The following is a 23,375-nucleotide window of genomic DNA, read 5'->3' as shown; positions in this document are numbered from 1 at the left end:
ACCAGATCCTCGACACAATCCAGGACCTGCTGAACTGCTGGACCGGCACCTGCACCACCTGCCACCGCCCCCTGCCCACACGCCGCACCAGACGGCACCCCGCACACACCTAACGGAGTCCTACTAGGCGAGTTCCGCCGCCAGCAGGGCGGCGGCGCCGGCCACCAGCGGATTGTCCGCCGGGGCGTCCTCCTCCGGCTGCGTGGTCAGCACCGACATCACGATCGGCGGGCCGTCCGGCGGCCAGGTGATGCCCACGTCGTTGTTGCCGCCGTACCGCCCGCCGCCGGTCTTGTCGGCGATCAGCCAGTCGGCGGGCAGGGCCTTGCGGAACTTCTCGGTGCTGGTGGTGTTGCGCAGCAGCCAGTCCGTGAGCCGGGCGCGGTCCCGGGGCGCCAACGCGGATCCGAGCACGAGCCGGGCGTAGGTCAGGCCGATGGCGCGCGGGGTCGTCGTGTCGGTCACGCGCCACGGCTCCGCGGAGTTGAGCTCGGGCTCCCAGCGGTCGAGCCGGGTGGTCCGGTCGCCGATCGAGCGGGCGAAGCGCGTGATCGCGGTGGGCCCGCCCAGCTCCTTCAGCAGCAGGTTGCCCGCGGTGTTGTCGCTGAAGCGGATGGTGGCGTCGCACAGCTCGCCGACGGTCATGCCGGTCGCGACGTGCTTCTCGGTGACCGGGGAGTACCCGGACTTCTCGACGTAGTCCTGCGTGTAGTGGACGCGCCGGGCCAGGAACTCGCCGTCGCGGTCGAGGTCGCGCAGGACGGCCGCGGCGGCCAGCGTCTTGAACACCGAGGCCATCGGGAAGAGCTCGTCGGCCCGGTACGTCACCGTCCGGCCCGTGCGCACGTTGCGGGCGTACACGCCCAGTCGTGCTGTGTGCTCCCGCTCCAGGTCCCGCAGCCGCGCCGTGACGCCGCCGGCGGCGGGTAGCGCGTGTGCCGTGCCGCCGCCCAGCGAGAAGGCGGCGGCCGTGCCCAGTGCGAGGGCTGTACGGCGGGACGGGCGTGATCCGTTCGTGTGCAAGATGGTCCCTTCGGAAGTGATCACGTACGTAGTTCAACACGCGATCACGCCCCCGCCGGTTTCACCGCGCGCCCGCCTTGGCGCTCAGAACGCCCCGGGCGCCTCCCGCTCCCGGAACGCCTCCGCGTCCCAGGAGCCGTCCAGCCGCGGCGCCAGCCAGTGCGGCGCGGCCGCCCGGAAGTCCGCCGGAGGCAGGGCACCCGACCCGGCCGGGACGGAGCCCAGCAGCGGGGCCCCGGCCACGTCCGGCAGGTCCGTGAGATTGCAGCGGGCGGCGAGGTCCGGGGCCGCGGGCCAGCTCCCGATCACGATCCCGGCCAGGTCCAGGCCCCGGGAGCGCAGTTCACGCGCCGTCAGCTCCGTCATGTTCAGGGTGCCGAGCCCCGCGGGGGCCACGACCAGCACCGGCGCCGACAGCAGCCGGGCCGCGTCCGCGAGCGTGCCGCCGGCCGCGTCGAACCGGACGAGCAGCCCGCCGGCCCCTTCGACCAGCACCAGGTCGTGCTCGGTGGCCAGCTTGGCGGCGGCCTTCGCGACCTCGTGCGGGTGGACCGGGGCCCGGCCCGCCCGGCGCGCTGCCGTGGCCGGCGCCAGCGGCTCGGGATACCGGGCGAGTTCCGCCGTCGTCACCGGGCCCACGAGGCGCGCCACCTCGGCGGCGTCACCGGGCTCGTCGGGGCCCACGCCCGTCTGCGCGGCCTTCAGTACGGCCACCGAACGGCCGGCGGCCAGTGCCGTCGCGGCGACGGCGGCGGTCACGACCGTCTTGCCGACCTCCGTGCCCGTGCCCGTGATCACCAGTACCGGCATGTCACCCCTCCCGCGCCGCCGCGCACACGGCCCGCGCGATCCGCGCCAGGTCCGCGTCGCCCGTGACGTACGGCGGCATGGTGTAGATCAGATCGCGGAACGGCCGCAGCCACACGCCCTCGCGCACGGCCGCCGCCGTCGCCGCCTCCATGTCCACGGCGTGGTCCAGCTGCACGACCCCGATGGCGCCGAGCACCCGCACGTCCTTCACCCCCGGCAGCTGCGAGGCCGCCGAGAGCCCGTCCCGCAGGGCCGTCTCGATCCGCTTGACCTCAGCGGACCAGTCCTGCCCGAGCAGCAGCTCGATCGAGGCGCAGGCCACCGCCGCCGCCAGCGGATTGCCCATGAACGTCGGGCCGTGCGCGAGCACCGGCACCTCGCCCCGCGAGATGCCGTCGGCCACCCGCGCGGTGCACAGGGTCGCCGCCATCGTCAGGTAGCCGCCGGTCAGTGCCTTGCCCACGCACATCACGTCCGGCGTCACGGCGGCGTGCTCCGCCGCGAACATCGCGCCCGTACGACCGAATCCGGTCGCGATCTCGTCGAACACCAGCAGCACGTCGTGCGCGTCGCACGCCTCGCGCAGCACCCGCAGATACGCGGGGGAGTGGAACCGCATCCCGCCCGCGCCCTGCACCACCGGCTCGACGATCACCGCCGCCAGCTCCCCGGAGTGCCGCTCGATCAGCGACCGCAGCCGCCCGGCGTACGCCTCGTCGTACTCCGCCGGGGGCGGATCGGCGAACACCTGGCGCTGGAGCACTCCGGTCCACAGATCGTGCATCCCGCCCTCGGGATCGCACACCGACATGGGCTGCCAGGTGTCGCCGTGGTAACCGCCGCGCCAGGTCAGCAGCCGCTGCTTGCCGGGGCGGCCCAGCGAACGCCAGTACTGCAGGCACATCTTGACCGCGACCTCGACCGACACCGACCCCGAGTCGGCGAGGAACACATGCTCAAGGCCCTCGGGTGACATGTCGACAAGGAGCTTCGCCAGCCGTACGGCGGGCTCGTGGGTGAGCCCGCCGAACATCACGTGGCTCATCCGCCCCAGCTGCTCGCGGGCGGCCTCGTTGAGCACCGGGTGGTTGTAGCCGTGGATCGCCGACCACCAGGACGACATTCCGTCGACCAGCTCTCCCGAGCCGTCGGCGAGCCGCAGCCGCACCCCGCTCGCCGACTCCACGACGAGCGGTTCCCGCCGCCCGGGCATCGGGCCGTACGGGTGCCACACGTGCCGCCGGTCGAGCTCCAGCAGCTCGGCGACCGCCGGCTCAGGCATTGGGCGCGAGGTCCGTCCCGGCGCCCCGGCGGCGCACGGCGACCAGGTCGGTCCGGGGCTCGGCGGTCTGCGGGCCGTCCTTCGCGGCATGCGGCGCGGGCTCGGATGCGCACGCCCCGCCACCCTCGGAGCCGCATACTCCGCCACCGTCGTGGCAGCCGCCGCCGGCCCGGTGCTCCGGCAGCGTCACCTGGTCGGTGCCCTCCACCTCGAACCCGGCGTCCGCGATCATCTCCAGGTCGGCCTTGCCGGCCTGGCCCTCGCTGGTGAGGTAGTCGCCGAGGAAGATCGAGTTGGCCAGGTGCAGGGCGAGCGGCTGCATCGTGCGCAGATGGACCTCGCGCCCGCCCGCGATCCGCACCTCGACGTCCGGGCAGACGAACCGTGTCATGGCCAGGATCCTGAGGCACCGCTGCGGGGTCAGGTTCCACTCCTTGCCCAGCGGAGTGCCCTCGAACGGGATCAGGAAGTTGACGGGAACCGAGTCCGGGTCCAGCTCACGCAGCGAGAAGACGACGTCCACCAGATCCGCGTCCGTCTCGCCCATGCCGGCGATCAGCCCGGAGCAGGCGGACAGACCGGCCGCGTGCGCCTTCTGCACGGTGTCGACGCGGTCCTCGTAGGTGTGCGTGGTGGTGATCTCCCCGTACGTCGCCTCGGACGTGTTGAGGTTGTGGTTGTAGGCGTCGGCACCGGCCTCGCGCAGTCGCTCCGCCTGGCCCTCGGAGAGCAGTCCGAGGCAGGCGCACACCTCGACGCCCTCGTTGGTGTCCTTGATCGCCTTGATCGTCTCGGAGACCCGGTCCACGTCCCGGTCGGTCGGGCCGCGCCCGCTGGCCACCAGGCACACCCGTTTGGCCCCTCCGGCCACCCCGGCCGCCGCCGCGTCGGACGCCTGGCCGGGTTTCAGCCAGGTGTACTTCAGGATCCCGGCCGTCGAGCCGAGCCGCTGCGAACAGTACGAGCAGTCCTCGGGACACAGACCGGACTTGAGATTGACGAGATAGTTCAGTTTCACCCGCCGGCCGAACCAGTGCCGCCGCACCTTTCCGGCCGCGGCCACCACATCGAGCAGGTCGTCGTCGGACGTCGCGAGGACGGCCAGTGCCTCGTCGCGGGTCGGCAGCTCGCGCCGAAGCCCCTTGTCCACCAGCGTGTTCAGCAGGTCCATGGAAGCCGATCCTGTCCTAAGGAGGCGTCCGGGGCCAAGGAGACTTCGCACAAGAGAGTCCCTTCGAGGTGTGGGTATCGCCACACACTGACCTGCCGGTCGCCCCGCTAGTGTCTGTGCACTGCCTACAAATTCCCCCGGAGGACCACCCATGGCGTTCGGCTGGATCGACGAGCAGGCGGAGCTGCGCGCCCGCGCCGGACTCGTTCGGACTCTGCGCCCCCGTCCGGCCGATTCGCCGCTCCTCGACCTGGCGAGCAACGACTACCTCGGGCTGGCCCGCCATCCCGAGATCACCGAGGGCGCGGCCCGGGCGGCGCGGACCTGGGGCGGCGGCTCGACGGGCTCCCGGCTGGTCACCGGCACCACCGAACTGCACGCCGAACTGGAGCGGGAACTGGCCGATTTCTGCGGCTTCGAGGCGGCTCTCGTCTTCTCCTCCGGCTACGCCGCCAACCTCGCCGCGGTCACCGCGCTGGCCCCGCACGGCTCCCTGGTCGTCTCCGACGCGGGCAACCACGCCTCGCTCATCGACGGCTGCCGGCTGGCCCGCGGCACCACCCAGGTGGTGGCGCACGCCGAGCCGGACGCCGTGCGCAAGGCGCTGGCGACCCACGACGGCACGGCGATCACCGTCTCCGACACGGTCTTCTCCGTCGACGGCGACGCGGCGCCCCTCACCGCGCTGGCCGGGGCCTGCCGGGAGCACGGCGCCGGGCTGGTCGTCGACGACGCCCACGGTCTGGGCGTCCTCGGCGACGGTGGTCGCGGCGCCCCCCACGCGGCGGGAATCGCGGGCGCCGGCGACGTGGTCGCGACGGTCACGCTGTCCAAGTCGCTGGGCAGCCAGGGCGGAGCCGTCCTCGGCCCCGCGCGGGTCGTCGACCACCTGGTCAACACGGCCCGGACGTTCATCTTCGACACGGGACTCGCCCCCGCCGCGGCCGGAGCGGCTCTGTCGGCCCTGCGGCTGCTGCGCCGTGAACCGGAACGGGCGGCACGGGCCCGCGCGGTGGCGGACGAACTGCACGCACGCCTGACCGCCGCGGGTCTGGAAGCGGTCCGTCCGGACGCCGCGGTGGTCTCGGTGCGGGCGCCCTCTCCCGAGGACGCCGTGAACTGGGCGGCACGGTGCCGCGCGGCGGGCCTGGCCGTGGGGTGCTTCCGGCCTCCCTCCGTGCCCGACGGCATCTCACGGCTCAGGCTGACCGCCCGGGCTGACCTGACCGGTCAGCAGATCGAACGCTCTGTACGGCTGATCGGCGAGACGCGGCCATGAGTCGGCGTGACACGGCCGTGGGGCGCACGATGACGGTCTGACCGAATCCGGTCACATGCGGTCGACCCCGGCCGCGAACGCAGCCCAGCTCCCCGGGGAGAAGAGCAGCGCGGGCCCGGCCGGGGCCTTGGAGTCGCGCACGGCGAGCAGTCCGGCCCAGAGCGGGGCGTCCGGACACGCGGTCTCGACGCAGTTGTTCGCGCCGGTGCTGTAGCTGCTGCGCAACCACCGCACACCGTGCAGTTCGGTGCTTGAGGGGACGTGACGAGGCAGTGCACGCATGGTGCCTCCTTACGCGCCGGTGGCTGTCCCGGCGATGAAATCCAACGAGTCCTCGGGCGAAAGGGCGTGGATCTGAAGGGCGTTGAAGGCCTCCGTGTAGGCCTGGAGGTCTTCTTTCCGTTCGAGGTAGAGGCTACTCGTCAAGTGGTCGAGAACAACCACATCCAGATCAGAAGTGCTCGAAAATGAGAAGATAACGAAAGGGCCGGTGACGCCGATGTGTGCCCCGGCAGCGAACGGCAGGACCTGGAGGCGCACTTGGGGCAGCCGGGCCGCCTCGACCAGCCGTTCCAGCTGGCGGGCCATGACCCCGGGTCCGCCCACCTCCCGGCGCAGCACCGCCTCGTCCAGGACGGCACTGAGTCTCAGCGGGGGGTCGGCGCGCAGCACGTCCTGCCGGGCCAGCCGCACTTCCACCAGCGTGTCGAGCCGGTCCTCGGGGAGCCCCTCCACCGCCGCCCTCGTCACCGCACGCGCGTACTCGGGCGTCTGGAGCAGGCCCGGCACGACCGTGGTCTCCAGCGTGCGCATCGCGCCGGCCTGGGACTCCAGGCTGATGAAGTCCCGGTAGGTCGGCGGCAGCACCCCGCGGTAGGCGTGCCACCAGTGGTGCCGGCCGCCACTGTCGTCAGAGCCGGCCAACGCCATGAGCAGATCCCGGAGTTGGGAGTCCGCCACATCGTAGGCGTCGAGAAGTAACCGCACGTCGGCCGGTTTCACACCGCTCGTGCCCGTCTCGATCCGGCTGACCTTGGACTGGTGCCAGCCCACCAGCCGGGCCGCCTCACCGCTCGTGAGTGCCGCCGAGGTGCGCAGCGCACGCAGTTCGGCGCCCAGTTTCCGGCGGCGCACCGCGGGACCGTGCTGCATGGGCTCCTCCTTACTCCTTCCGAGCCACCCAAATACGGTCTCGCGTCGCAGAGTTCACCGCTTTGAGCGACAGATATATGCATATCTTGGTGGATCGCCGCCCTTCGCGGGTGTTCTGGTGGCACTCTGGCGACGAAGCACCAGTCCGGGACCGTACTCGAACCATCCGCTCCGTGTCGGGCTGTGGTCCCGTGGGAAAGGGACGACGTCGCCATGGCAGACCATTTGGAAGCATCCGTCACTCTGCCGAGCGATCCGGCCTCGGTCTCCGCAGCGCGTGCCTATGTGGTGGGCACGCTGGCGGAGTGGGGCCTGCCGGCGGACACGGACGTGTCCGACACCGTCCGGCTCATCATCTCGGAACTCGCCACCAACGCCGTGCTGCACACCTTCGGTCAGTCGCCCACGTTCACCGTGGACGTCGAGCTCGACCGCGACGAGCACCTGCGCATCGGTGTCACGGACAGCCATCCGCGCTTCCCCAGACGCCTGCCCGCCGCCGTTCAGCAGGACAACGGCCGCGGCCTGGTCATCATCCGCTGGCTGACCGCGGAATGCGGCGGCAGACTCCGCATCCGCCCCACCCGTGAGGGCGGCAAGACCATCTCGATCGAACTTCCGTGGGTCGTCCCGGTCCAGCCGGTGACGACGGCGGTGCGGCAGGAGCCGTAGTCACTCCCGGCGGGACCTGGAAGACCTCCCCAGCGGGTGCCCTCCGCGCACCCCGGCCCGCCCGACCGGCATCCGGGCCACCGTCACGGCTGCGACACCCACTCCGAGCCCTTGGACCCGCCGGAGTACGGGCCGTCACCGGTGCCGTGCCGACGCCTCCCGGTGCGCTGCCGCCCCTCGAAGCCCTGACGGCTGCCTGACGGTGTGCCGCAGCGGTGCGGGTGCCTTGACGTCGCCCTGGCCTGGCTCCTCCCCGGCGGTCCGGCCGGTACCGTCCGCCTCCTGGCGCAGCCCCGCCCGCCGCACCAGCCGCGGGAGCAGCCCCCACAGGCCGACACAGACCAGGAATGTCGCGGCGCCCGCGGCGATACCGCCGGCCCGGCCCGTGGTCACGTCGACCACCAGCAGCACGGAACCGCTGAACGCGAACACCAGCACGCTCAGGCCCGTGGTGGCCAGGCGTGAGGAGACCTGCACGATGCGGGGCTTGGCGCCCTGCTGGAAAAGGGAGCGGTGCAGCGCGGCCGGAGCGGTGAAGAGCGCGGCTGCCACGACCGCCAGCAGCAGGGTGATGACGTAGGTGACGCGCTGGACCGTGTCGAGGTCCTCGAAACGCGAGGTGAACGCCAGCGACAGCAGGAAGGCGAAGAGGATCTGTACGCCCGTCTGGGTGACGCGGAGCTCTTGGAGCAGTTCCACGAAGTTGCGGTCGGCGCGTTGCAACGGAGTCTCGTTGCGCGCGGTGCAGGGACGGTGCTCGGCCATGGGATGACGGGTATCCAGGTGAGCCCGTGTCACGCTCCGGCGTGCGGCGGCACGTCAGGACGCCGCCGCACGCCGGGCGGATCACTTCACGCGCCCGTACCAGACACTCTTGGTCCAGATCTTCTGCAGCCGCACCACGTCCCCGCTCTTCGGGGAGTGCCAGAGCTTGTTCTTACCCGCGTAGATACCGACGTGGTACACGTTGCTGCCCGAGTGGAAGAACACCAGATCGCCCGCCTTGCGGTTCTTGGCGGAGATGTGGCGCGTCTTGTTGTACTGCTGGGCAGCCGTACGGGGGAGCTTCTTGCCGGCCTTCTTGAACGAGTAGAGCGTGAGCCCGGAGCAGTCGAACCGGTGCGGACCGATGGCCCCGTACTTGTAAGGCGAACCCTTCTTGGAGGCCGCGATCTTGAGTGCCTTGGTCGCCGGTGTGGCTGCCGCGGCCTCGGAGGTGAAGCCGGGCGCCACTATCGAGCCGCCCACAGCGGCGATGGTGAGCGCCGAGGCCGTGCCGGCCCGGACCATGAGCGACGGGACACGATTGAGCGCAGTCATGCGCAACCCTTCGTCAGCCGCCTGTGAAGGATGACCTGTCGGATTCGGGCTGGCGAAGTTGCCCGGCCGCTGACGCGGCTTCACCCCAAGGGCTGCTCGGGTCAGGTCATGGCGTGACCGTCCCGGCGACCCGTCGTGCTTGGGTCCTCCACTCCTGCCGATCCACTCCTGTCGACCGGTCATCCGGGCGGCGGCAGGACTCGGCGTCCGCCCGGATCGCCCCGCCACAGCGGCGGGGGCTTGTCGTCGACTGGGATCTTGGCGCATGCCTGTCCGGATTTCCCAACGGAACCGGGGGTTTGTGTTGTTACTCACCACTCACCCGTTCGGGTGGACACGTGTGCGTTTGAGCCACTGTCCACGTACACGCGTGCCTCCGGACCAGCGGCGGAATGCCCCATTCCGTTCGCGGGCTACGCGTGTTGCGCAACCGGAACGGTCCCAAAATCGGTCTCCCGCCTACTCCGGACAGGGGTACGTCTTTTGGTCCGTTTCGACTCACTGCGAACGCTCCGGCGCCTGGGCGGGTGTCCGGACCGACGGTTCCGCGTCAACTGACGGACTCCGGGGGCAGGGTGAGCCGGGCCGTGCGCCGTTCGCCGTCCAGCACCCGCAGCGCCCGGGCCAGGGTGCCGGCGTGCAGTTCCGTCTCGCCCCGCTGATGCATGAGGGTCAACGCGTCACGCAGTGCGGTCGCCTTGCCGACCAGGGCCTGGGCGGCGCGCAGTCCCCGGTAGGTGTCGCCGTCCTGGGCCGGGTTGATGCGGCCGAGCAGGTCGACGACGTCGAGGTAACGGTCGATCAGTTCCGCCTCGGCTCGCGTCAGGGCGGGCAGCGGCGGCAGTTCGGGCGGGAGCACCGGGGCCTCACCGGCCGGTCGGCGGGGCGAGGGTGGCCTTGCGGCCGGGGACGATCCCGTCCACCAGGCCGTAGTCCACCGCCTCCCGGGCGGTCAGGATCTTGTCCCGCTCGATGTCCGAGCTCACCTGCTCCCGGGTGCGGCCCGTGTGCAGTGCGAGCAGCTCCTCCGTCCGGGTCCGGATGCGCGCCAACTCGTCGGCCTGGATCGCCAGATCGCTCGCCTGCCCCCGGACCGGTTCGGGCAGCGCGGGCTGATGGATCACCAGACGGGCGTCGGGCAGCGCGAATCGCTTGCCGGGCGTGCCCGCCGCCAGCAGCACCGAGGAAGCGGCACCGGCCTGGCCCAGGCAGATCGTCTCCACGTCGCAGGAGACGTACTGCATCGTGTCGTAGATCGCCGTCATCGCGTGGAAGGTGCCGCCGGGGGAGTTGACGTAGAGCGAGATGTCCCGCTCCGGGGCCTGGTGCTCCAGGTACATGAACTGGGCCATGACGTCGTTCGCCGAGGTCTCGTCCACGGGCGTCCCGAGAAAGACGATCCGCTCCTCCAGAAGCTTCGAGTACGGATCCATCGTCCGTTGCCCGGACACCGTGCGTTCGGTGAACTCGGGCAGTACGTAGCGGGCGGACGGTCGGGTCATGACGAACCCCCTCCTCGCGGCGCGGCCGTCTCCGGCGACGGCCGCCTCCGTAAAAAATGTACAGGACGTACGTCACGTTATGATGGGGACATGGCCTACGAGATTCCGGTGACGCAAGCCAGGGCTGAGCTCGCCGACCTGATCAACCGCGTGGTGTACGGCGGCGAACGCGTCGTCGTCACCCGGCACGGCAAGCCCCTCGTCGCCCTCGTCTCGGCCGATGACCTGCGGCGGCTCGAAGAGAACCAGGAGCTCGCGGACGCGGAGGAGCAGGTGATCAGCGCCGTCTCCACGGTCCGCGAGGTCGCGTCCGCACCTGGCGAACCCCAGCGGTTCGGCATCGCGGCGGAACACCGGCGGGCGGGCCACTAGGGCCCAGCCCCGGACGGACGAAGACCGCGCGTCCCCGTCCGCTACAGCAGGGACGCACGGCCGCTTCGAGGGGTCGCCGGTCAGCCGACGGCCGAGAGCTCCCGGCGGTCTGCCGCGGGCCCGGTGCCCGCCTTCCGGGCGTTGAGCGAGCCGCCGAGCAGTACGGCGCCCAGGCCCAGCGCCGCCCACCAGGCCAGGGTCAGGGCGGGGCCGGCCGCCGCCGCGCCGTCGAAGAAGGACACCGAGCGCAGCAGGGTCGTACCCGCGCCGGGCGGCAGCCACTGGCCGATCGTGCCGGCCGGCTCCGGCAGCATCCGCGGGGCCGAGGTGGCGCCGGAGAAGGGGTTGCCGATCAGCATCACCACGGCGGCCGCGATGCCCGTGCCGGCGGGGCCGATCAGGGCGGCGAGTCCGGCGACGGCGCCGCCGACGGCCAGCGTGGACAGCGCGAGCACCCCCGCTTCCGCCCACCAGTCGCCGCCGAGCGCTCCGAGCCAGCTGTGCGCGATCCCGGCCGCTGCCATGCCCACCAGGACGGACGCGCCGAGCAGCGCGAGAGCGGCCCGGACGCCGCGCAGTCCGAGCAGGGTGACCACGGCGCCCGCCGCGATGCCGGCCAGGGCGAGCGGCAGCACGGCGGCGCTCAGCACGGCGCCGCGCGGATCACTGGCCGGGGAGGGCGCGACATCGACCGTCTTGATCTGTGCGCCCCCGGCGGCGGCCTGCTGCCCCACGGCCTGCTGGAGGAACTGCGCGACGGCCGGTCCCGCCGCGGACGCGGTGAGCAGCTCCGGCCCCTGCCGCGTGACCACGACCGCGCCGTACACGCTCCGGTCCTCGATGGCGTCCCGGGCGGCGGCCTCGTCGGCGTAGCGGTGGATCTCGAAGGCGCCCTCGTGGCGCTCCAGCTGGTTCTCGGCCTGGGCCGCCGCGGCGGGCGGTCCGGCCACGCCCAGCGGCAGGTCGCGGGGCGCGAGGCGGGAGGCCGGCCAGGCGAAGGCCCACAGGGCGAGGGCGGCCAGGACGGGCACGAGGACGACGACCGCGATCACATGGCGGTTGCGGGAAGGCATGAGGGTCTCCTGGAGTGAGCGAACCGGAACGCCAAAAAGAAGGATCGTTCGTTTTTGCTCTGCTCTCACCGTGCTCCGCTTGCGCCACCTTGTCAAGAATGAATATTCGTTTTACTTTGTGGACCATGGCTCGCGTGTCCCAGGAACACCTCGACGCCCGCCGCCGCCAGATTCTCGACGGTGCCGCGCTCTGCTTCGCCCGCAACGGCTTCCACGCCACGTCCATGCAGGACGTGCTGAAAGAGGCCGATCTCTCGGCGGGTGCCGTGTACCGCTACTTCAGTGGCAAGGAGGAGCTGATCGGCGCCATCGTCGCCGAGGTGCTCGGTTCGGTCCGTGAGGCGTTCGAGGAGGCCGCGCGGCAGAGCCCGCCCCCGCCGCCGGACGAACTCGTCGCCTCCGTCCTCGGCAGGACGCTGGCCGCTCGCGAGTCCCTGGTCGTCGACGGCCGGCCCGCCTTCCCACGGCTCGTCGTCCAGGTCTGGACGGAGACGCTGCGCAACGAAGAGCTGGCGCTCATCCTGCGGGACGGCTACGGCTCGGTCCGCGCGGCCTGGGGGAGGATCGTCGAGGGCTACCAGAAGGCCGGGATGATGCGAGCGGACGTGGCGCCGGACCACGTGGCCCGCACGATGATCGCCGCCGTGCTCGGGTTCATCGCACAGCAGTCCCTCTTCGGACCCGCGCCGGTCGAGGTCCTCCGGGACGGTCTGCGGGCGCTGACCAGCATGCGGGACGGTGAGACCGCACCCGGTGGATCACAAGTCGTTTAACGTGCCCGAAACGCGGTCCATTTAGCCTGCCGACCACGCCACCTGGCACGTTGCCCCGTGGCCGCGGCAGCCGGGCCCCGCACGGCCCGAGCGAGGACTGTGAGGTGGGACGTGCAACTGACCCCGCACGAGCAAGAACGACTGCTGATCCATGTGGCGGCCGACGTGGCCGAGAAGCGCCGGGCCCGGGGACTGAAGCTCAACCACCCCGAGGCGATCGCGCTCATCACCTCGCACATCCTCGAAGGCGCACGCGACGGCCGGACCGTCGCGGAACTCATGTCCTCCGGACGCAAGCTCCTGACCAGGGACGACGTCATGGACGGCATCCCGGAGATGATCCACGACGTCCAGGTCGAGGCCACCTTCCCGGACGGCACCAAGCTCGTCACCGTCCATGAGCCGATCGTCTGACGGGGAGGTCGTCATGATTCCCGGAGAGATCCTGTTCGCCGACGGGCCGATTGCCTACAACGAGGGCCGCGAGGCCGTCCGGCTCACCGTCCTCAACGCCGCCGACCGGCCCGTGCAGGTCGGCTCCCACTACCACTTCGCCGAGGCCAACCCCGGCCTGGAGTTCGACCGCGCCGCCGCGCGCGGCAGGCGGCTGAACGTCGCCGCCGGCACGGCCGTGCGCTTCGAGCCCGGGATCCCCGTCGAGGTCGAACTCGTTCCGCTGGCGGGCGCCCGCGTGGTGCCCGGTCTGCGCGGGGAGACCGGAGGTGCCCTCGATGCCTGAGATCTCGCGTGCCGCCTACGCCGACCTGTTCGGCCCGACCACCGGCGACCGGATCCGCCTCGCCGACACCGACCTGCTGGTCGAGATCGAGGAGGACCGCTCCGGAGGTCCGGGACGCGCCGGTGACGAGGCCGTGTTCGGCGGCGGCAAGGTCATCCGCGAATCCATGGGCCAGGCCCGTGCCACGCGCGCGGAAGGCACCCCCGACACCGTCGTCACCGGCGCGGTGATCATCGACCACTGGGGGATCGTCAAGGCCGACGTCGGCATCCGTGACGGCCGGATCACCGGCATCGGCAAGGCCGGCAACCCCGACACCATGGACGGCGTCCACCCGGACCTGGTCATCGGCCCCGAGACCGAGATCATCGCCGGCAACGGGCGGATCCTCACGGCCGGTGCGATCGACGCCCACGTCCACTTCATCTGTCCGCAGATCGCCGACGAGGCGCTGTCCTCCGGCATCACGACCCTCGTCGGCGGCGGCACGGGCCCCGCCGAGGGCTCCAAGGCCACCACCGTGACGCCCGGCCCCTGGCATCTCGCGCGGATGCTGGAGGCGATGGAGGCCCACCCCCTCAACATCGGGCTGCTCGGCAAGGGCAACACCGTCTCCCACGAGGCGATGCTGTCGCAGATCCGGGGCGGTGCGCTCGGCCTGAAACTGCACGAGGACTGGGGATCGACCCCGGCCGTCATCGACGCCTCGCTGACCGTCGCCGAGCAGACCGGCATCCAGGTCGCGATCCACACCGACACACTCAACGAGGCCGGGTTCGTCGGCGACACCCTCGCCGCGATCGCCGGCCGGGGCATCCACGCGTACCACACCGAGGGTGCGGGCGGCGGGCACGCGCCGGACATCATGACCGTGGTCTCCGAGTCCTACGTGCTGCCGAGCTCCACGAACCCGACCCGGCCGTTCACCGTCAACACCGCCGAGGAACACCTCGACATGCTGATGGTGTGCCACCACCTCAATCCGGCGGTGCCGGAGGACCTGGCCTTCGCCGAGTCGCGGATCCGGCCGTCCACGATCGGGGCGGAGGACGTGCTGCACGACCTGGGCGCGATCTCGATCATCTCCTCCGACTCCCAGGCCATGGGACGCGTCGGCGAGGTCGTCATGCGGACCTGGCAGACCGCGCACGTGATGAAGCGGCGCCGGGGCGCGCTGCCCGGCGACGGGCGGGCCGACAACCGCCGGGTGCGTCGCTATGTCGCCAAGTACACGATCAACCCGGCGCTCGCCCAGGGCCTGGCCCGGGAGATCGGGTCGGTCGAGAGCGGCAAGCTGGCCGACCTGGTGCTGTGGGAGCCGGCGTTCTTCGGCGTCAAGCCGCAGCTCGTCATCAAGGGCGGGCAGATCGCGTACGCGCAGATGGGCGACGCGAACGCCTCCATCCCCACGCCGCAGCCGGTGCTGCCGCGCCCGATGTACGGGGCGATCGGGCGGGCACCCGCCGCCAACTCCCTGAACTTCATCGCCCCTCTCGCCGTCGAGGACGGGCTGCCGGAGCGGCTGGGCCTCGGGAAGCGGTTCGTGGCGATCGAGTCGACGCGCGGTGTGACCAAGGCCGACATGCGGGAGAACGACGCACGGCCCGAGGTGCGGGTCGACCCCGACAGCTTCGCCGTGCACATCGACGGGGAGCTGGTCGAGGCGGCACCCGCGGCGGAACTGCCCATGGCTCAGCGGTACTTCCTGTTCTGAGGGTGGTCTGAAATGTCGCGTGCAGCGCTTCTCGTCCTGGCCGACGGACGGTTTCCCGCCGGAGGGCATGCCCACTCCGGTGGCGCCGAGGCGGCGGTCAGGGCCGGACGGATCAGTGGGGCGGCGAGCCTGGAGGATTTCTGCCGGGGGCGGTTGCACACGGCGGGGCTGGTGGCGGCGGGACTGTCCGCTGCCGCGGCGCTCGGGATCGATCCCGTCGCGCTGGACCGCGCGGCGGACGCGCGAACTCCGTCTCCCGCACTGCGGGTCGCCGCCCGGAAGCTGGGACGGCAGCTGCTGCGGGCCGCGCGCGCGACCTGGCCCTCCGCCGAACTGGACGCTCTCGGCCGGGAGTTCCCCAAAGGGGCGCACCAGCCGGTGGTGCTGGGGCTGGCGGCCCGGGCGGCGGGGCTGGGGCCGGTGGACGCGGCCTACTGCGCGGCGTACGAGAGCGTGAGCGGGCCCGCCTCGGCGACGGTGCGCTTGCTGAGTCTCGATCCGTTCGACGCGACGGGTGCGCTGGCCCGGCTGGCGCCGGAGGCGGACCGGGTCGTGGACCGGGCGGTGGAGGCTGCCCGGAGGGCGGCCGACGAGGGGCTCGACGCTCTGCCGGCGGGCTCCGCACCCTTGCTGGAGATCGGAGCGGAGGTGCATGCGGCGTGGCCCGTACGCCTGTTCGCGTCATAGGGACGCTCAAGTAACCCACCCGGGGGTGCGGGGCTGCGTTCGGCATGCGGCTCCGCCGCGTGAGCGCGACCGGCCGTCCCACACCGCACCCGACCACGATTCTCAGGAGCCGCACATGCACCTCGAACACCACCGCGACACCCCCACCGCCCTCAGTGCCGACGCCCACCGCCCCGACGGCATCCGCAGAGCCCTTCGCATCGGGCTCGGTGGCCCCGTGGGCTCCGGGAAGACCGCCACCGTCGCCGCGCTGTGCCGGGCGCTGCGGGACGAACTGTCGCTCGCCGTCGTCACCAACGACATCTACACCCGGGAGGACGCGGAGTTCCTGCTCCGCGAGGCCGTACTGCCGCCCGAGCGGATCACCGCCGTGGAGACTGGCGCCTGCCCGCACACCGCGATCCGGGACGACATCTCCGCGAACCTGGAAGCGGTGGAGGATCTGGAGGACGCGGTCGGGCCGCTGGACCTGGTGCTGGTGGAGTCCGGCGGGGACAACCTCACCGCGACCTTCTCCAAGGGGCTCGTCGACGCGCAGATCTTCGTGATCGACGTGGCTGGGGGTGACGACATCCCGCGCAAGGGAGGCCCCGGCGTGACCACCGCCGACCTGCTCGTCGTCAACAAGACCGACCTCGCCCCGTACGTCGGCTCCGACCTCGCCCGGATGGCCGCCGACGCCAAGGCGCAGCGTGCCGAACTGCCCGTCGTCTTCCAGTCGTTGCGGGGTGGTACCGGGGTGGCGGACGTCGCCGTGTGGGTGCGTGCGCAGCTTTCCGCGTGGACCGCGTGAGCGTGCCTGCCGGTGCCGGTGCCGGTGCCGGTGCCGGGGTGCGGTCCGTCGCGCGGATCGTCGCCCGTGCCGACGGGCGCGGCGGGACCTCGCTGCCCGTGCTGGAGAGCGACGGGCCCCTGGCGCTGCGGCGCACCCGGTCGGCCGGCACCGGGGCGCGGGTCATGCTGGTCGGTGCGATGAGCGGACCGCTCGGCGGGGACCACTTCACCGTGGAGGGCCGTGTCGAGGAGGAAGCGCGGCTGTCCGTCGGCTCGGCCGCCGCCACCATCGCGCTGCCCGGGCAGGCGAAGGGCGAAGCCCGTTACGACGTCCGGCTCGACGTCGCCGACGGTGGCGAACTGCACTGGCTGCCCGAACAGTTGATCTCTGCCCAGGGCAGCGACCTGCGTGTCTCCACTCGGGTCGAGCTCGCCACCACAGCCCGGCTCGTGCTGCGCGAGGAGCAGGTGCTCGGACGGGTCGGTGAGGAACCCGGGCGGCTCACGAGCCGTCTGACCGTGCGGGTGGCCGGGCAGGCCGTGCTGGACCAGGAACTCGCCTGCGGGCCCGGCGCGCCGGGCGGCTGGGACGGGCCCGCCGTGCTGGCGGGGCATCGTGCGGTCGGTCAACTCCTCGTCGTACGACCGGAGTTCGCCGCCACGCCGGTGGCCGCGGGGCTACTGGGGGAGGGCGCCTCGGTGGTGCCGCTCGCCGGACCCGCCGCGCTGGTGACGGCGGTGGCGCCGGACGCCCTCAGGCTGCGGCGGCTGCTCGACGAGGCCCTCGCCTCGCTCCCGCGGACGTAGACGTCCGTAGAGCAGCACAAGCTCTCCGTTTATCGGATTGGCAAAGAAGGGTGTCCGGCTCTGTTGTCAGGGACCTCACAACCGGGAGGATCCCCGGTACTGATCACAACGAGGTACGGGGAGGTCCCCCTTGAGGGGTTCGAGACCGAAGAGGCGGGTGGCGGCACTCGGTTCGGCCGGCGCGCTCGTCACGGCCACGCTGATAGCCGGTGCCGTCGCGGCGCCCACGGCGAACGCGAAGACGGGCAGCGGCCAAGGCCAGGACCGGCAGGCCCGGGGCACCGCGATCGCCGCAGCCCGGGCCGCGAAGGCCGGGATCGACTGGCAGGACTGCCCCGCCGACTGGAACCTGGCCAAGCCGATCCAGTGCGGATACGTCACCGTGCCGCTCGACTACGCCAAGCCGTACGGCAAGCAGATCAAGCTCGCCGTCGACCGCATCGGCAACACGGGCACGAAGGCCGAGCGGCAGGGCGCGCTCATCTACAACCCCGGCGGCCCCGGCGGCTCCGGACTGCGCTTCCCGGCCCGGGTCACCAGCAAGAACGCCGTCTGGGCCAACGCGGCCAAGGCCTATGACTTCGTGGGCTTCGACCCGCGCGGCGTCGGCAAGTCCGCGCCCATCTCCTGCGTGGACCCGCAGGAGTTCGTCAAGGCGCCCAAGGCCGACCCGGTGCCCGACTCCGAGGCCGACAAGCGCGCGCAGCGCAAGCTGGCCCGCGAGTACGCCGAGGGCTGCCAGGAGCGCAGCGGCGCGATGCTGCCGCACATGACCACGCCGAACACCGCGCGCGACCTCGACGTCATCCGCGCCGCCCTCGGTGAGAAGAAGCTCAACTTCCTCGGTGTCTCCTACGGCACCTACCTGGGCGCCGTCTACGGCACCCTTTTCCCGGGCCACGTGCGCCGCATGGTCGTCGACAGCGTCGTCAACCCGTCCCGGGACAAGATCTGGTACCAGGCCAACCTGGACCAGGACGTCGCCTTCGAGACCCGCTGGAAGGACTGGCAGGACTGGGTCGCGAAGAACGACGCGACCTACCACCTCGGCGACACCCGCGCCGAGGTCCAGCAGCAGTGGCTGAAGCTGCGCGCCACCGCGAAGAAGAGCCCGCTCGGCGGGGTCGTCGGCCCGGCCGAGCTCATCTCCTTCTTCCAGAGCGCCCCGTACTACGACTCCGCCTGGGCGCCGACCGCCTCGGTCTTCAGCAAGTACGTCGCGGGCGACACCCAGGCGCTCGTCGACGCCGCCGCTCCCGACCTGTCCGACACGGCGGGCAACGCGGCCTCGGAGAACGGCAACGCCGTGTACACGGCCGTGGAGTGCGCCGACGCCAAGTGGCCCACCAGCTGGCAGAGGTGGGACCGCGACAACACGCGGCTCCACAAGGACCACCCGTTCATGACCTGGGCCAACGCCTGGATGAACCTGCCGTGCGCCACCTGGCCGGCCAAGCAGCAGACGCCGGTGAACGTCAAGACCGGCAAGGGCCTGCCCGGCGTGCTCATCGTCCAGTCCGAGCGGGACGCGGCCACCCCGTACGCGGGCGCGGTGGAGCTGCACAAGCGGCTCAAGGGCTCCCGCCTGATCACGGAGAAGGGCGCGGGCTCCCACGGCGTCACCGGCCTGGTCAATCCGTGCATCAATCCCCGGGTGGACAGCTACCTGCTCACCGGCAAGCTGGACGCCGCCGACGTGACGTGCGCACCGCACGCCACGCCGAAGCCGTAGCCGTAGACGTCGTCCGACGGTGGTGAGGGGCGGCCGGGACACCGGCCGCCCCTTCCTCATGCCTGCCGGGCCGCGAACCAGGCGTCCTCCGCCGCGTAGTCGAAGAGGTCCGGGTAGGCACGGGCGAGGGTGGGGAACGCCTCCCGCCAGTCCTGCTCGGACAGCCTGCCGGTGAGCCACTCGACCGTCTCCGGCAGGCTGTCCGGGTAGGACACGACCGGTCGGTAGCCCAGCTCCCGTTCCGCGGCGGACATGTCGCACACCACCGGCAGCTCCGCCGACCAGGGCGAGCTGCCCACGGACGCCCGCGGCGGCCCGTCCAGCAGGACGGTCTCCGTCTCCGCCTCCATGACCGCGTCCACGGCGGCCCCGATCTCCGACACGGCCGGCGGCCGCGGATCACAGGCGTTGAGCACCCGCGAGCCCGGCCGGGCCGCCGCCAGCCGGATCAGTTCGGCGATGTTGCGGGCGGCCGAGGTGTGGAAGAGGCTCGCACCCCGGAAGGCGAGCACCCTCCTGGGCCGGCGGTCGAGGTTCCGTTTGACGAAGTACAGCTCGCGGGGGAGCGGGCTGTACGGTCCGTGGACCGCGCCCGGGCGCAACACGGTCGTGGGCAACCGGTCGGCCGCCGAGAGGAGTTCACGCTCCAGGGCCACCTTGCCTGTGCTGTACGTGGCGTCCCCCGGCGGGACCGTCACCTGGTCCTCCGTGATCGGCACGGGGTAGCGCGGGAGGCCGTCCGGCTCGCCCATGGTGTCGAAGCCGCGGCCCTCGCCGTCCTCGTACACCGACACGGTCGACACCACGACGGCCGCCCCGATCCGGTCGGCCAGGCCCGTCAACTGCGGGGCGTGCCGCGCTCCGTAGGCGACCAGGTCGACCACGAGGTCGCAGCCGTCGCCGATCAGCGCCCCGAGCGCCACGTCGTCCTCGCGGTCCAGCCGCAGCGTCCGCACCGCACCGGGCCAGCTCGCGTGCCGGGCGCCGCCGCGCGACGCGGCGGTCACCTCCCAGCCGTCCCGCGCCAGCGCCCGCACCGCCGGCCTCCCGATCTGCCCGCCGGCCCCGATCACCACAGCACGTCTCATGCCGCGACGGTAGATCGCCGCAGGCCGGCCAGCTACCGCCTTCTGCCGACAGCAGAGCTCAACGCAGGGGCAAACGCCGGAACTTCCGCTCCTTGGTCGCGGCCTCCTCGGCCTTCACGACGGCTGCGTACCGGTCGACGTACTCCTGCTCGGACAGGGAGAGGATCGCGTACATGATCTCGTCGGTGATGGCGCGCAGGACGGCCTTCTCGTTCTCCATGCCGTCGTAGCGGGAGAAGTCGAGAGGCTTGCCGAAGCGGATCACGACGGGGTGGAGGTTGGGGATGACCTTTCCGGGCGGCTGGGCCTCGAAGGTGCCGATCATCGCGCAGGGGATCACCGGGACGCCGGCCTTGAGCGCCATCACCGCCACCCCGACCTTGCCCTTGTAGAGCCGGCCGTCGTGCGAGCGGGTCCCCTCTGGGTAGATGCCGAGCAGCTCGTCCTTGCTCAGCACGCCCAGGCCCTCGCGGATGGCGGCCTGGCCCGCGTCCTTGCCGGAGCGGTCGACCGGGATCTGCCCCGCGCTGCGGAAGAAGAACGCCGTCAGGCGACCCTTGATCCCGGGGCCCGTGAAGTATTCGGCTTTTGCGAGGAAGGTGATGCGCCGTTTGAGGATGGCGGGCATCAGGAAGTGGTCCGAGAACGACAGATGGTTGCCTGCGATGATCGCGGCGCCCTCCGCGGGCACGTGCTCCAGGCCCTCTATCCGCGGCCGGAAGACCAGTCGCAGCAGCGGACCCAGCAGCACGTATTTCAGCAGGTAGTAGAACAAAGCGGGCGCTCCTCGACTCTCGCGGTGGACTCAACCGCCGCATTCCAGCAGGTCAACCGGCATGTCGTGGGGTGCCAGTCTAGGTGCAGGCATGGCCACCGGGCACCTTGTGTGGGCGGACCGCACAGATCCTTCGCCAATTGACTGATGGTCAGTCAGGCAGGTGCTTGCGGTGGTGCTCATGCGGCTGGGGAGAACCGCGGGACCAGCGTGCTGCGCCGCCCGGGCGACGGGCAAGCCGAACGGGCGGCCTGGCCCGATAGCGGGGGGTGTGTGGCGGGCCGGTAGCCCTTGCCTGCGGTCGTCGGTTGTGGGCCGGTGGCTCTTGCCTGCGGTCGTCGGTTGTGGGCCGGTGGCTCTTGCCTGCGGCCCTCGGTCGTGGGCCGGTGGCCTTCGCCGCTCCGCCGAGTAACCTGCCAGGCATGCGGATCTCTGTTTCCTCGGACATGGACGAACCCGTCGCCCGCTCCCTCGTCGCCGCCCTGCGCGAGCGGGGGCACGAGGTGCGCCCGCACGGCGCGCTGCGCCCGGGGGACGACCCGCAGTGGGCGGTGTGCTCCGAGGCCGCGGCCCGTGAGGTCGCCGACGGTACGGCGGACCAGGCGGTGGTGTGCTGCTGGACCGGCACGGGCGCCTCGATCGCCGCGAACAAGGTGCCCGGCGTACGGGCCGCCCTGTGTACGGACGCCTATACGGCCGACGGGGCCCGCCGCTGGAACGACGCCAACGTGCTCGCGCTCAGCCTGCGGCTGACGTCGCAGCCGCTGCTGACGGAGATCCTCGACGCGTGGTTCACCGGTGAGCCCAGCGCGGACGCCGAGGACCGGCAGAACGTCGACCGTGTCCGGCTGCTCGACCACGGCAGGACCCGTATGTAGGTCACAGCCGCACGATGATCAGCGCCGTGTCGTCGGTGGCGCCACCGGGCGGCAGCAACTCCAGCAGAACGGTGTCCGCGAGGGTCTCTGGGTCCTGGTCGCGGTGGTCGCGCAGGGCGTCGGCGAGCCGTTCAAGGCCCTTGTCGATGTCCTCGCGTCGCCGTTCGATCAGACCGTCGGTGTAGAGCACGAGCGTGGCGCCCGGCGTGAACGTGGTCTCGGCCTGAGGTCTTCGGATCGGGTCCGGGCGGGCGTCGAGCGGCGTGTCCGTGGCCTGGTCGAGGAACTCCGTACGGCCGTCCCGGTGGACGAGCACGGGCGGGGGATGGCCGGCGCTGCTGTACGTGATGACGTGGCGGTCGCAGTCGACGAAGGTCGTCACGGCGGTCGCCGACTCCGCTCCGTCGATCACATGGGCGTAGCGCCCCAGCACGTCCAGAGCCTGGGCCGGCCCGTCGGCGACCCGGGAGGCCGCGCTGAGCGCACTGCGCAACTGGCCCATCACTCCGGCGGCCTCCAGCCCGTGCCCGACCACGTCGCCCACGGCCACACCGATGCGGTTGCCGCCCACCAGATCGACCAGGTCGTACCAGTCCCCGCACACATTGAGCGCGCCCACGGCGGGGCGGTACCGGACGGCGGCCGGGTGGTTGCGGACCTGCCGGGGGGCGGGAAGCATCGCCTTCTGCAACGCCAGTGCCACCTCCCGCTCCCGGGAGTGCGCCTGGCGGAGCCGTTCGTTGAGCTCCTGCAGCTCACGGGCGCGGGTGTACAACTCGGCCTCCAGCACCCTGCCCCGGCTGCCCCGGTTCCCCGGAGGGCCGCCCCGGGCCCGGATCAGCTCCGTGACCTCCTCCACACGGTGCAGGATCAGCACGACCTTGCCGTCCGAGCCGAGCAGCGGCGCGTTCACCGGACTCCAGTAGCGCTTCTGCCACTGGCCGGGCCGCTCCGGGTCCTGGACGTCGTAACGCTGCAGGGCCATGGTGTCGCGCTCCCCGGTGGCCAGGACGCGGTACAGGGAGGCCTCCAGGTTGCGCATGCCCGTCGCGGCCGGGTCGTTCGGGTTGTCCGGGAAGACGTCGAACAGGTACTGGCCGATCAGCTGCTCCCGCGAGCGGCCGGAGACGCGGGCGAACTCCTCGTTGACGTCCGCGTACACGAGCTCGGGTGTCAAGAGCGCCACCATGCCGGGCAGGGCCTTGAAAACCGCACCGTAGTCGATCGCCGTCTCCGCCATGGCTGCCGCCTCACCGCCGGGATCACACCAGTTTCGCACGGTCTGGGCGAACCTCACCCGGCTTCACTCCTGGAGGTCCGTCAGGGACTGCTCGGCCCAGATGATCTTCCCCTCGGGAACGAACCGCGTGCCCCACCGCTGCGTGAGCTGGGAGACCAGCAGCAGACCGCGCCCGCCCTCGTCCGTCGTCCGGGGATGGCGCAGATGGGGCGCGGTGGCGCCGCCGTCGAGAACCTCGCACACCAGCGCCCGCTCCCGGATCAGCCGGAGCCGGATGGACCCGGTGGCGTACCGCATGGCGTTGGTGACCAGCTCGCTCACCACCAGCTCCGTGGTGAACGCCAGATCGTCCAGGCCCCAGCGCGCCAGCTGCCGGGTGGCCGTGCGACGGGCGTCGGCGACCACGGCCGGGTCCGAGCGCAGCTCCCAGGCCGCGACCTGCTCGCTGCCGAGACGTTTCGTCCGCGCCATCAACAGGGCCACGTCGTCGTAGGGGCGGGCCGGGACCAGGG

At 71.8% G+C, this 23,375-nt stretch carries 27 protein-coding genes and 1 riboswitch; of the genes, 12 read left to right on the top strand and 15 right to left on the bottom strand.

Annotated elements, in window-relative coordinates:
- Positions 1 to 123 precede the first annotated feature (123 nt).
- The 4 genes from bla to bioB form a co-directional block, all read right to left on the bottom strand.
- Entirely contained in the window at positions 124 to 1,023 is a 900-nt protein-coding gene (gene bla / locus C1J00_RS15130) for a class A beta-lactamase (protein ID WP_245936349.1), read from the bottom strand.
- Between the two features lie 84 nt (positions 1,024 to 1,107).
- Entirely contained in the window at positions 1,108 to 1,833 is a 726-nt protein-coding gene (gene bioD / locus C1J00_RS15125) for a dethiobiotin synthase (protein ID WP_102909594.1), read from the bottom strand.
- A gap of 1 nt (position 1,834) precedes the next feature.
- Positions 1,835 to 3,115, bottom strand: coding sequence for an adenosylmethionine--8-amino-7-oxononanoate transaminase (locus C1J00_RS15120; RefSeq protein WP_102909593.1), 1,281 nt, complete (start codon positions 3,113 to 3,115; stop codon positions 1,835 to 1,837).
- Positions 3,108 to 4,286, bottom strand: a complete 1,179-nt coding sequence (bioB, locus tag C1J00_RS15115) for a biotin synthase BioB (protein ID WP_102909592.1) — start codon at positions 4,284 to 4,286, stop codon at positions 3,108 to 3,110. The genes C1J00_RS15120 and bioB overlap by 8 nt, the downstream gene beginning before the upstream one ends.
- A 151-nt stretch (positions 4,287 to 4,437) precedes the next feature.
- Between bioB and C1J00_RS15110 the strand changes: the two genes are divergently transcribed.
- Positions 4,438 to 5,565: an 8-amino-7-oxononanoate synthase gene (locus C1J00_RS15110; RefSeq protein WP_102909591.1), complete on the top strand. Its 1,128-nt coding sequence runs from the start codon at positions 4,438 to 4,440 to the stop codon at positions 5,563 to 5,565.
- Positions 5,566 to 5,616: 51 nt separating this feature from the next.
- Here the strand turns inward: C1J00_RS15110 and C1J00_RS15105 are convergent, their stop codons facing one another.
- The gene (locus tag C1J00_RS15105) at positions 5,617 to 5,847 is read right to left on the bottom strand and encodes a DUF397 domain-containing protein (RefSeq protein WP_102909590.1); all 231 of its coding nucleotides are present in this window, start codon (positions 5,845 to 5,847) and stop codon (positions 5,617 to 5,619) included.
- 9 nt (positions 5,848 to 5,856) lie between these two features.
- Positions 5,857 to 6,717 carry a helix-turn-helix domain-containing protein gene (locus tag C1J00_RS15100; RefSeq protein ID WP_102909589.1) on the bottom strand — a complete coding sequence of 287 codons (861 nt, stop codon included), beginning with the start codon at positions 6,715 to 6,717 and terminating at the stop codon, positions 5,857 to 5,859.
- A gap of 213 nt (positions 6,718 to 6,930) precedes the next feature.
- On the opposite strand from C1J00_RS15100, the gene C1J00_RS15095 reads away from it, so the two are divergent.
- Complete coding sequence (locus tag C1J00_RS15095; protein ID WP_102909588.1) at positions 6,931 to 7,389, top strand: ATP-binding protein; 459 nt, start codon at positions 6,931 to 6,933, stop codon at positions 7,387 to 7,389.
- Between the two features lie 135 nt (positions 7,390 to 7,524).
- Here the strand turns inward: C1J00_RS15095 and C1J00_RS15090 are convergent, their stop codons facing one another.
- The 4 genes from C1J00_RS15090 to C1J00_RS15075 all read right to left on the bottom strand — a co-directional run bounded on the left by C1J00_RS15090 (position 7,525) and on the right by C1J00_RS15075 (position 10,211).
- Complete coding sequence (locus C1J00_RS15090) at positions 7,525 to 8,154, bottom strand: DUF6328 family protein (RefSeq protein ID WP_102909587.1); 630 nt, start codon at positions 8,152 to 8,154, stop codon at positions 7,525 to 7,527.
- An 81-nt stretch (positions 8,155 to 8,235) separates the two neighbouring features.
- Positions 8,236 to 8,709 (bottom strand): C40 family peptidase, encoded by a 474-nt coding sequence (locus C1J00_RS15085; protein WP_102909586.1) that lies wholly within the window; start codon positions 8,707 to 8,709, stop codon positions 8,236 to 8,238.
- 3 nt (positions 8,710 to 8,712) lie between these two features.
- Positions 8,713 to 8,912: riboswitch (cyclic di-AMP (ydaO/yuaA leader) on the bottom strand.
- Between the two features lie 347 nt (positions 8,913 to 9,259).
- A complete protein-coding gene (locus C1J00_RS15080) occupies positions 9,260 to 9,568 on the bottom strand; it encodes a hypothetical protein (RefSeq protein ID WP_030835441.1) in 309 nt (102 codons plus the stop codon).
- 7 nt (positions 9,569 to 9,575) lie between these two features.
- A complete protein-coding gene (locus tag C1J00_RS15075) occupies positions 9,576 to 10,211 on the bottom strand; it encodes an ATP-dependent Clp protease proteolytic subunit (protein WP_102909585.1) in 636 nt (211 codons plus the stop codon).
- A 90-nt stretch (positions 10,212 to 10,301) separates the two neighbouring features.
- On the opposite strand from C1J00_RS15075, the gene C1J00_RS15070 reads away from it, so the two are divergent.
- Positions 10,302 to 10,583 (top strand): type II toxin-antitoxin system Phd/YefM family antitoxin, encoded by a 282-nt coding sequence (locus C1J00_RS15070; protein ID WP_102909584.1) that lies wholly within the window; start codon positions 10,302 to 10,304, stop codon positions 10,581 to 10,583.
- Positions 10,584 to 10,663: 80 nt separating this feature from the next.
- On the opposite strand, the gene C1J00_RS15065 is transcribed toward C1J00_RS15070, so the two are convergent.
- On the bottom strand, positions 10,664 to 11,656 hold the full coding sequence (locus C1J00_RS15065; protein WP_102909583.1) for a hypothetical protein: 993 nt from the start codon (positions 11,654 to 11,656) through the stop codon (positions 10,664 to 10,666).
- A 125-nt stretch (positions 11,657 to 11,781) separates the two neighbouring features.
- Between C1J00_RS15065 and C1J00_RS15060 the strand changes: the two genes are divergently transcribed.
- From C1J00_RS15060 to C1J00_RS15025, 8 genes are all read left to right on the top strand, one after another.
- Positions 11,782 to 12,429 (top strand): TetR/AcrR family transcriptional regulator, encoded by a 648-nt coding sequence (locus tag C1J00_RS15060; RefSeq protein WP_102909582.1) that lies wholly within the window; start codon positions 11,782 to 11,784, stop codon positions 12,427 to 12,429.
- Between the two features lie 111 nt (positions 12,430 to 12,540).
- Entirely contained in the window at positions 12,541 to 12,843 is a 303-nt protein-coding gene (locus C1J00_RS15055; RefSeq protein ID WP_102909581.1) for an urease subunit gamma, read from the top strand.
- 13 nt (positions 12,844 to 12,856) lie between these two features.
- The gene (locus C1J00_RS15050) at positions 12,857 to 13,168 is read left to right on the top strand and encodes an urease subunit beta (protein ID WP_102909580.1); all 312 of its coding nucleotides are present in this window, start codon (positions 12,857 to 12,859) and stop codon (positions 13,166 to 13,168) included.
- Entirely contained in the window at positions 13,161 to 14,882 is a 1,722-nt protein-coding gene (locus C1J00_RS15045) for an urease subunit alpha (RefSeq protein WP_102909579.1), read from the top strand. Before C1J00_RS15050 ends, C1J00_RS15045 begins: the two co-directional genes overlap by 8 nt.
- Positions 14,883 to 14,894: 12 nt before the next feature.
- Positions 14,895 to 15,569 carry an urease accessory protein UreF gene (locus C1J00_RS15040; RefSeq protein ID WP_102909578.1) on the top strand — a complete coding sequence of 225 codons (675 nt, stop codon included), beginning with the start codon at positions 14,895 to 14,897 and terminating at the stop codon, positions 15,567 to 15,569.
- Positions 15,570 to 15,684: 115 nt separating this feature from the next.
- Positions 15,685 to 16,362 carry an urease accessory protein UreG gene (gene ureG, locus C1J00_RS15035; protein WP_102909577.1) on the top strand — a complete coding sequence of 226 codons (678 nt, stop codon included), beginning with the start codon at positions 15,685 to 15,687 and terminating at the stop codon, positions 16,360 to 16,362.
- Complete coding sequence (locus tag C1J00_RS15030) at positions 16,359 to 17,150, top strand: urease accessory protein UreD (RefSeq protein ID WP_245936348.1); 792 nt, start codon at positions 16,359 to 16,361, stop codon at positions 17,148 to 17,150. Before ureG ends, C1J00_RS15030 begins: the two co-directional genes overlap by 4 nt.
- Before the next feature lie 130 nt (positions 17,151 to 17,280).
- Positions 17,281 to 18,882 (top strand): alpha/beta hydrolase, encoded by a 1,602-nt coding sequence (locus tag C1J00_RS15025; protein ID WP_102909576.1) that lies wholly within the window; start codon positions 17,281 to 17,283, stop codon positions 18,880 to 18,882.
- Between the two features lie 56 nt (positions 18,883 to 18,938).
- Here the strand turns inward: C1J00_RS15025 and C1J00_RS15020 are convergent, their stop codons facing one another.
- Entirely contained in the window at positions 18,939 to 19,970 is a 1,032-nt protein-coding gene (locus C1J00_RS15020) for an NAD-dependent epimerase/dehydratase family protein (protein WP_102909575.1), read from the bottom strand.
- Between the two features lie 58 nt (positions 19,971 to 20,028).
- The gene (locus C1J00_RS15015) at positions 20,029 to 20,745 is read right to left on the bottom strand and encodes a lysophospholipid acyltransferase family protein (RefSeq protein ID WP_102909574.1); all 717 of its coding nucleotides are present in this window, start codon (positions 20,743 to 20,745) and stop codon (positions 20,029 to 20,031) included.
- Between the two features lie 422 nt (positions 20,746 to 21,167).
- Between C1J00_RS15015 and C1J00_RS15010 the strand changes: the two genes are divergently transcribed.
- Positions 21,168 to 21,623: an RpiB/LacA/LacB family sugar-phosphate isomerase gene (locus tag C1J00_RS15010; protein WP_102909573.1), complete on the top strand. Its 456-nt coding sequence runs from the start codon at positions 21,168 to 21,170 to the stop codon at positions 21,621 to 21,623.
- A 1-nt stretch (position 21,624) separates the two neighbouring features.
- Here C1J00_RS15010 and C1J00_RS15005 read toward each other — a convergent pair whose 3' ends face one another.
- Positions 21,625 to 22,863: a PP2C family protein-serine/threonine phosphatase gene (locus C1J00_RS15005; protein ID WP_102909596.1), complete on the bottom strand. Its 1,239-nt coding sequence runs from the start codon at positions 22,861 to 22,863 to the stop codon at positions 21,625 to 21,627.
- A 63-nt stretch (positions 22,864 to 22,926) separates the two neighbouring features.
- A partial coding sequence (locus C1J00_RS15000) for an ATP-binding protein (protein ID WP_146046192.1) occupies positions 22,927 to 23,375 on the bottom strand: 449 nt, incomplete at its 5' end.

This window comes from Streptomyces cahuitamycinicus, assembly GCF_002891435.1.
GTDB classification, from domain to species: domain Bacteria; phylum Actinomycetota; class Actinomycetes; order Streptomycetales; family Streptomycetaceae; genus Streptomyces; species Streptomyces cahuitamycinicus.
This window is presented reverse-complemented; position numbering and strand designations above follow the sequence as displayed.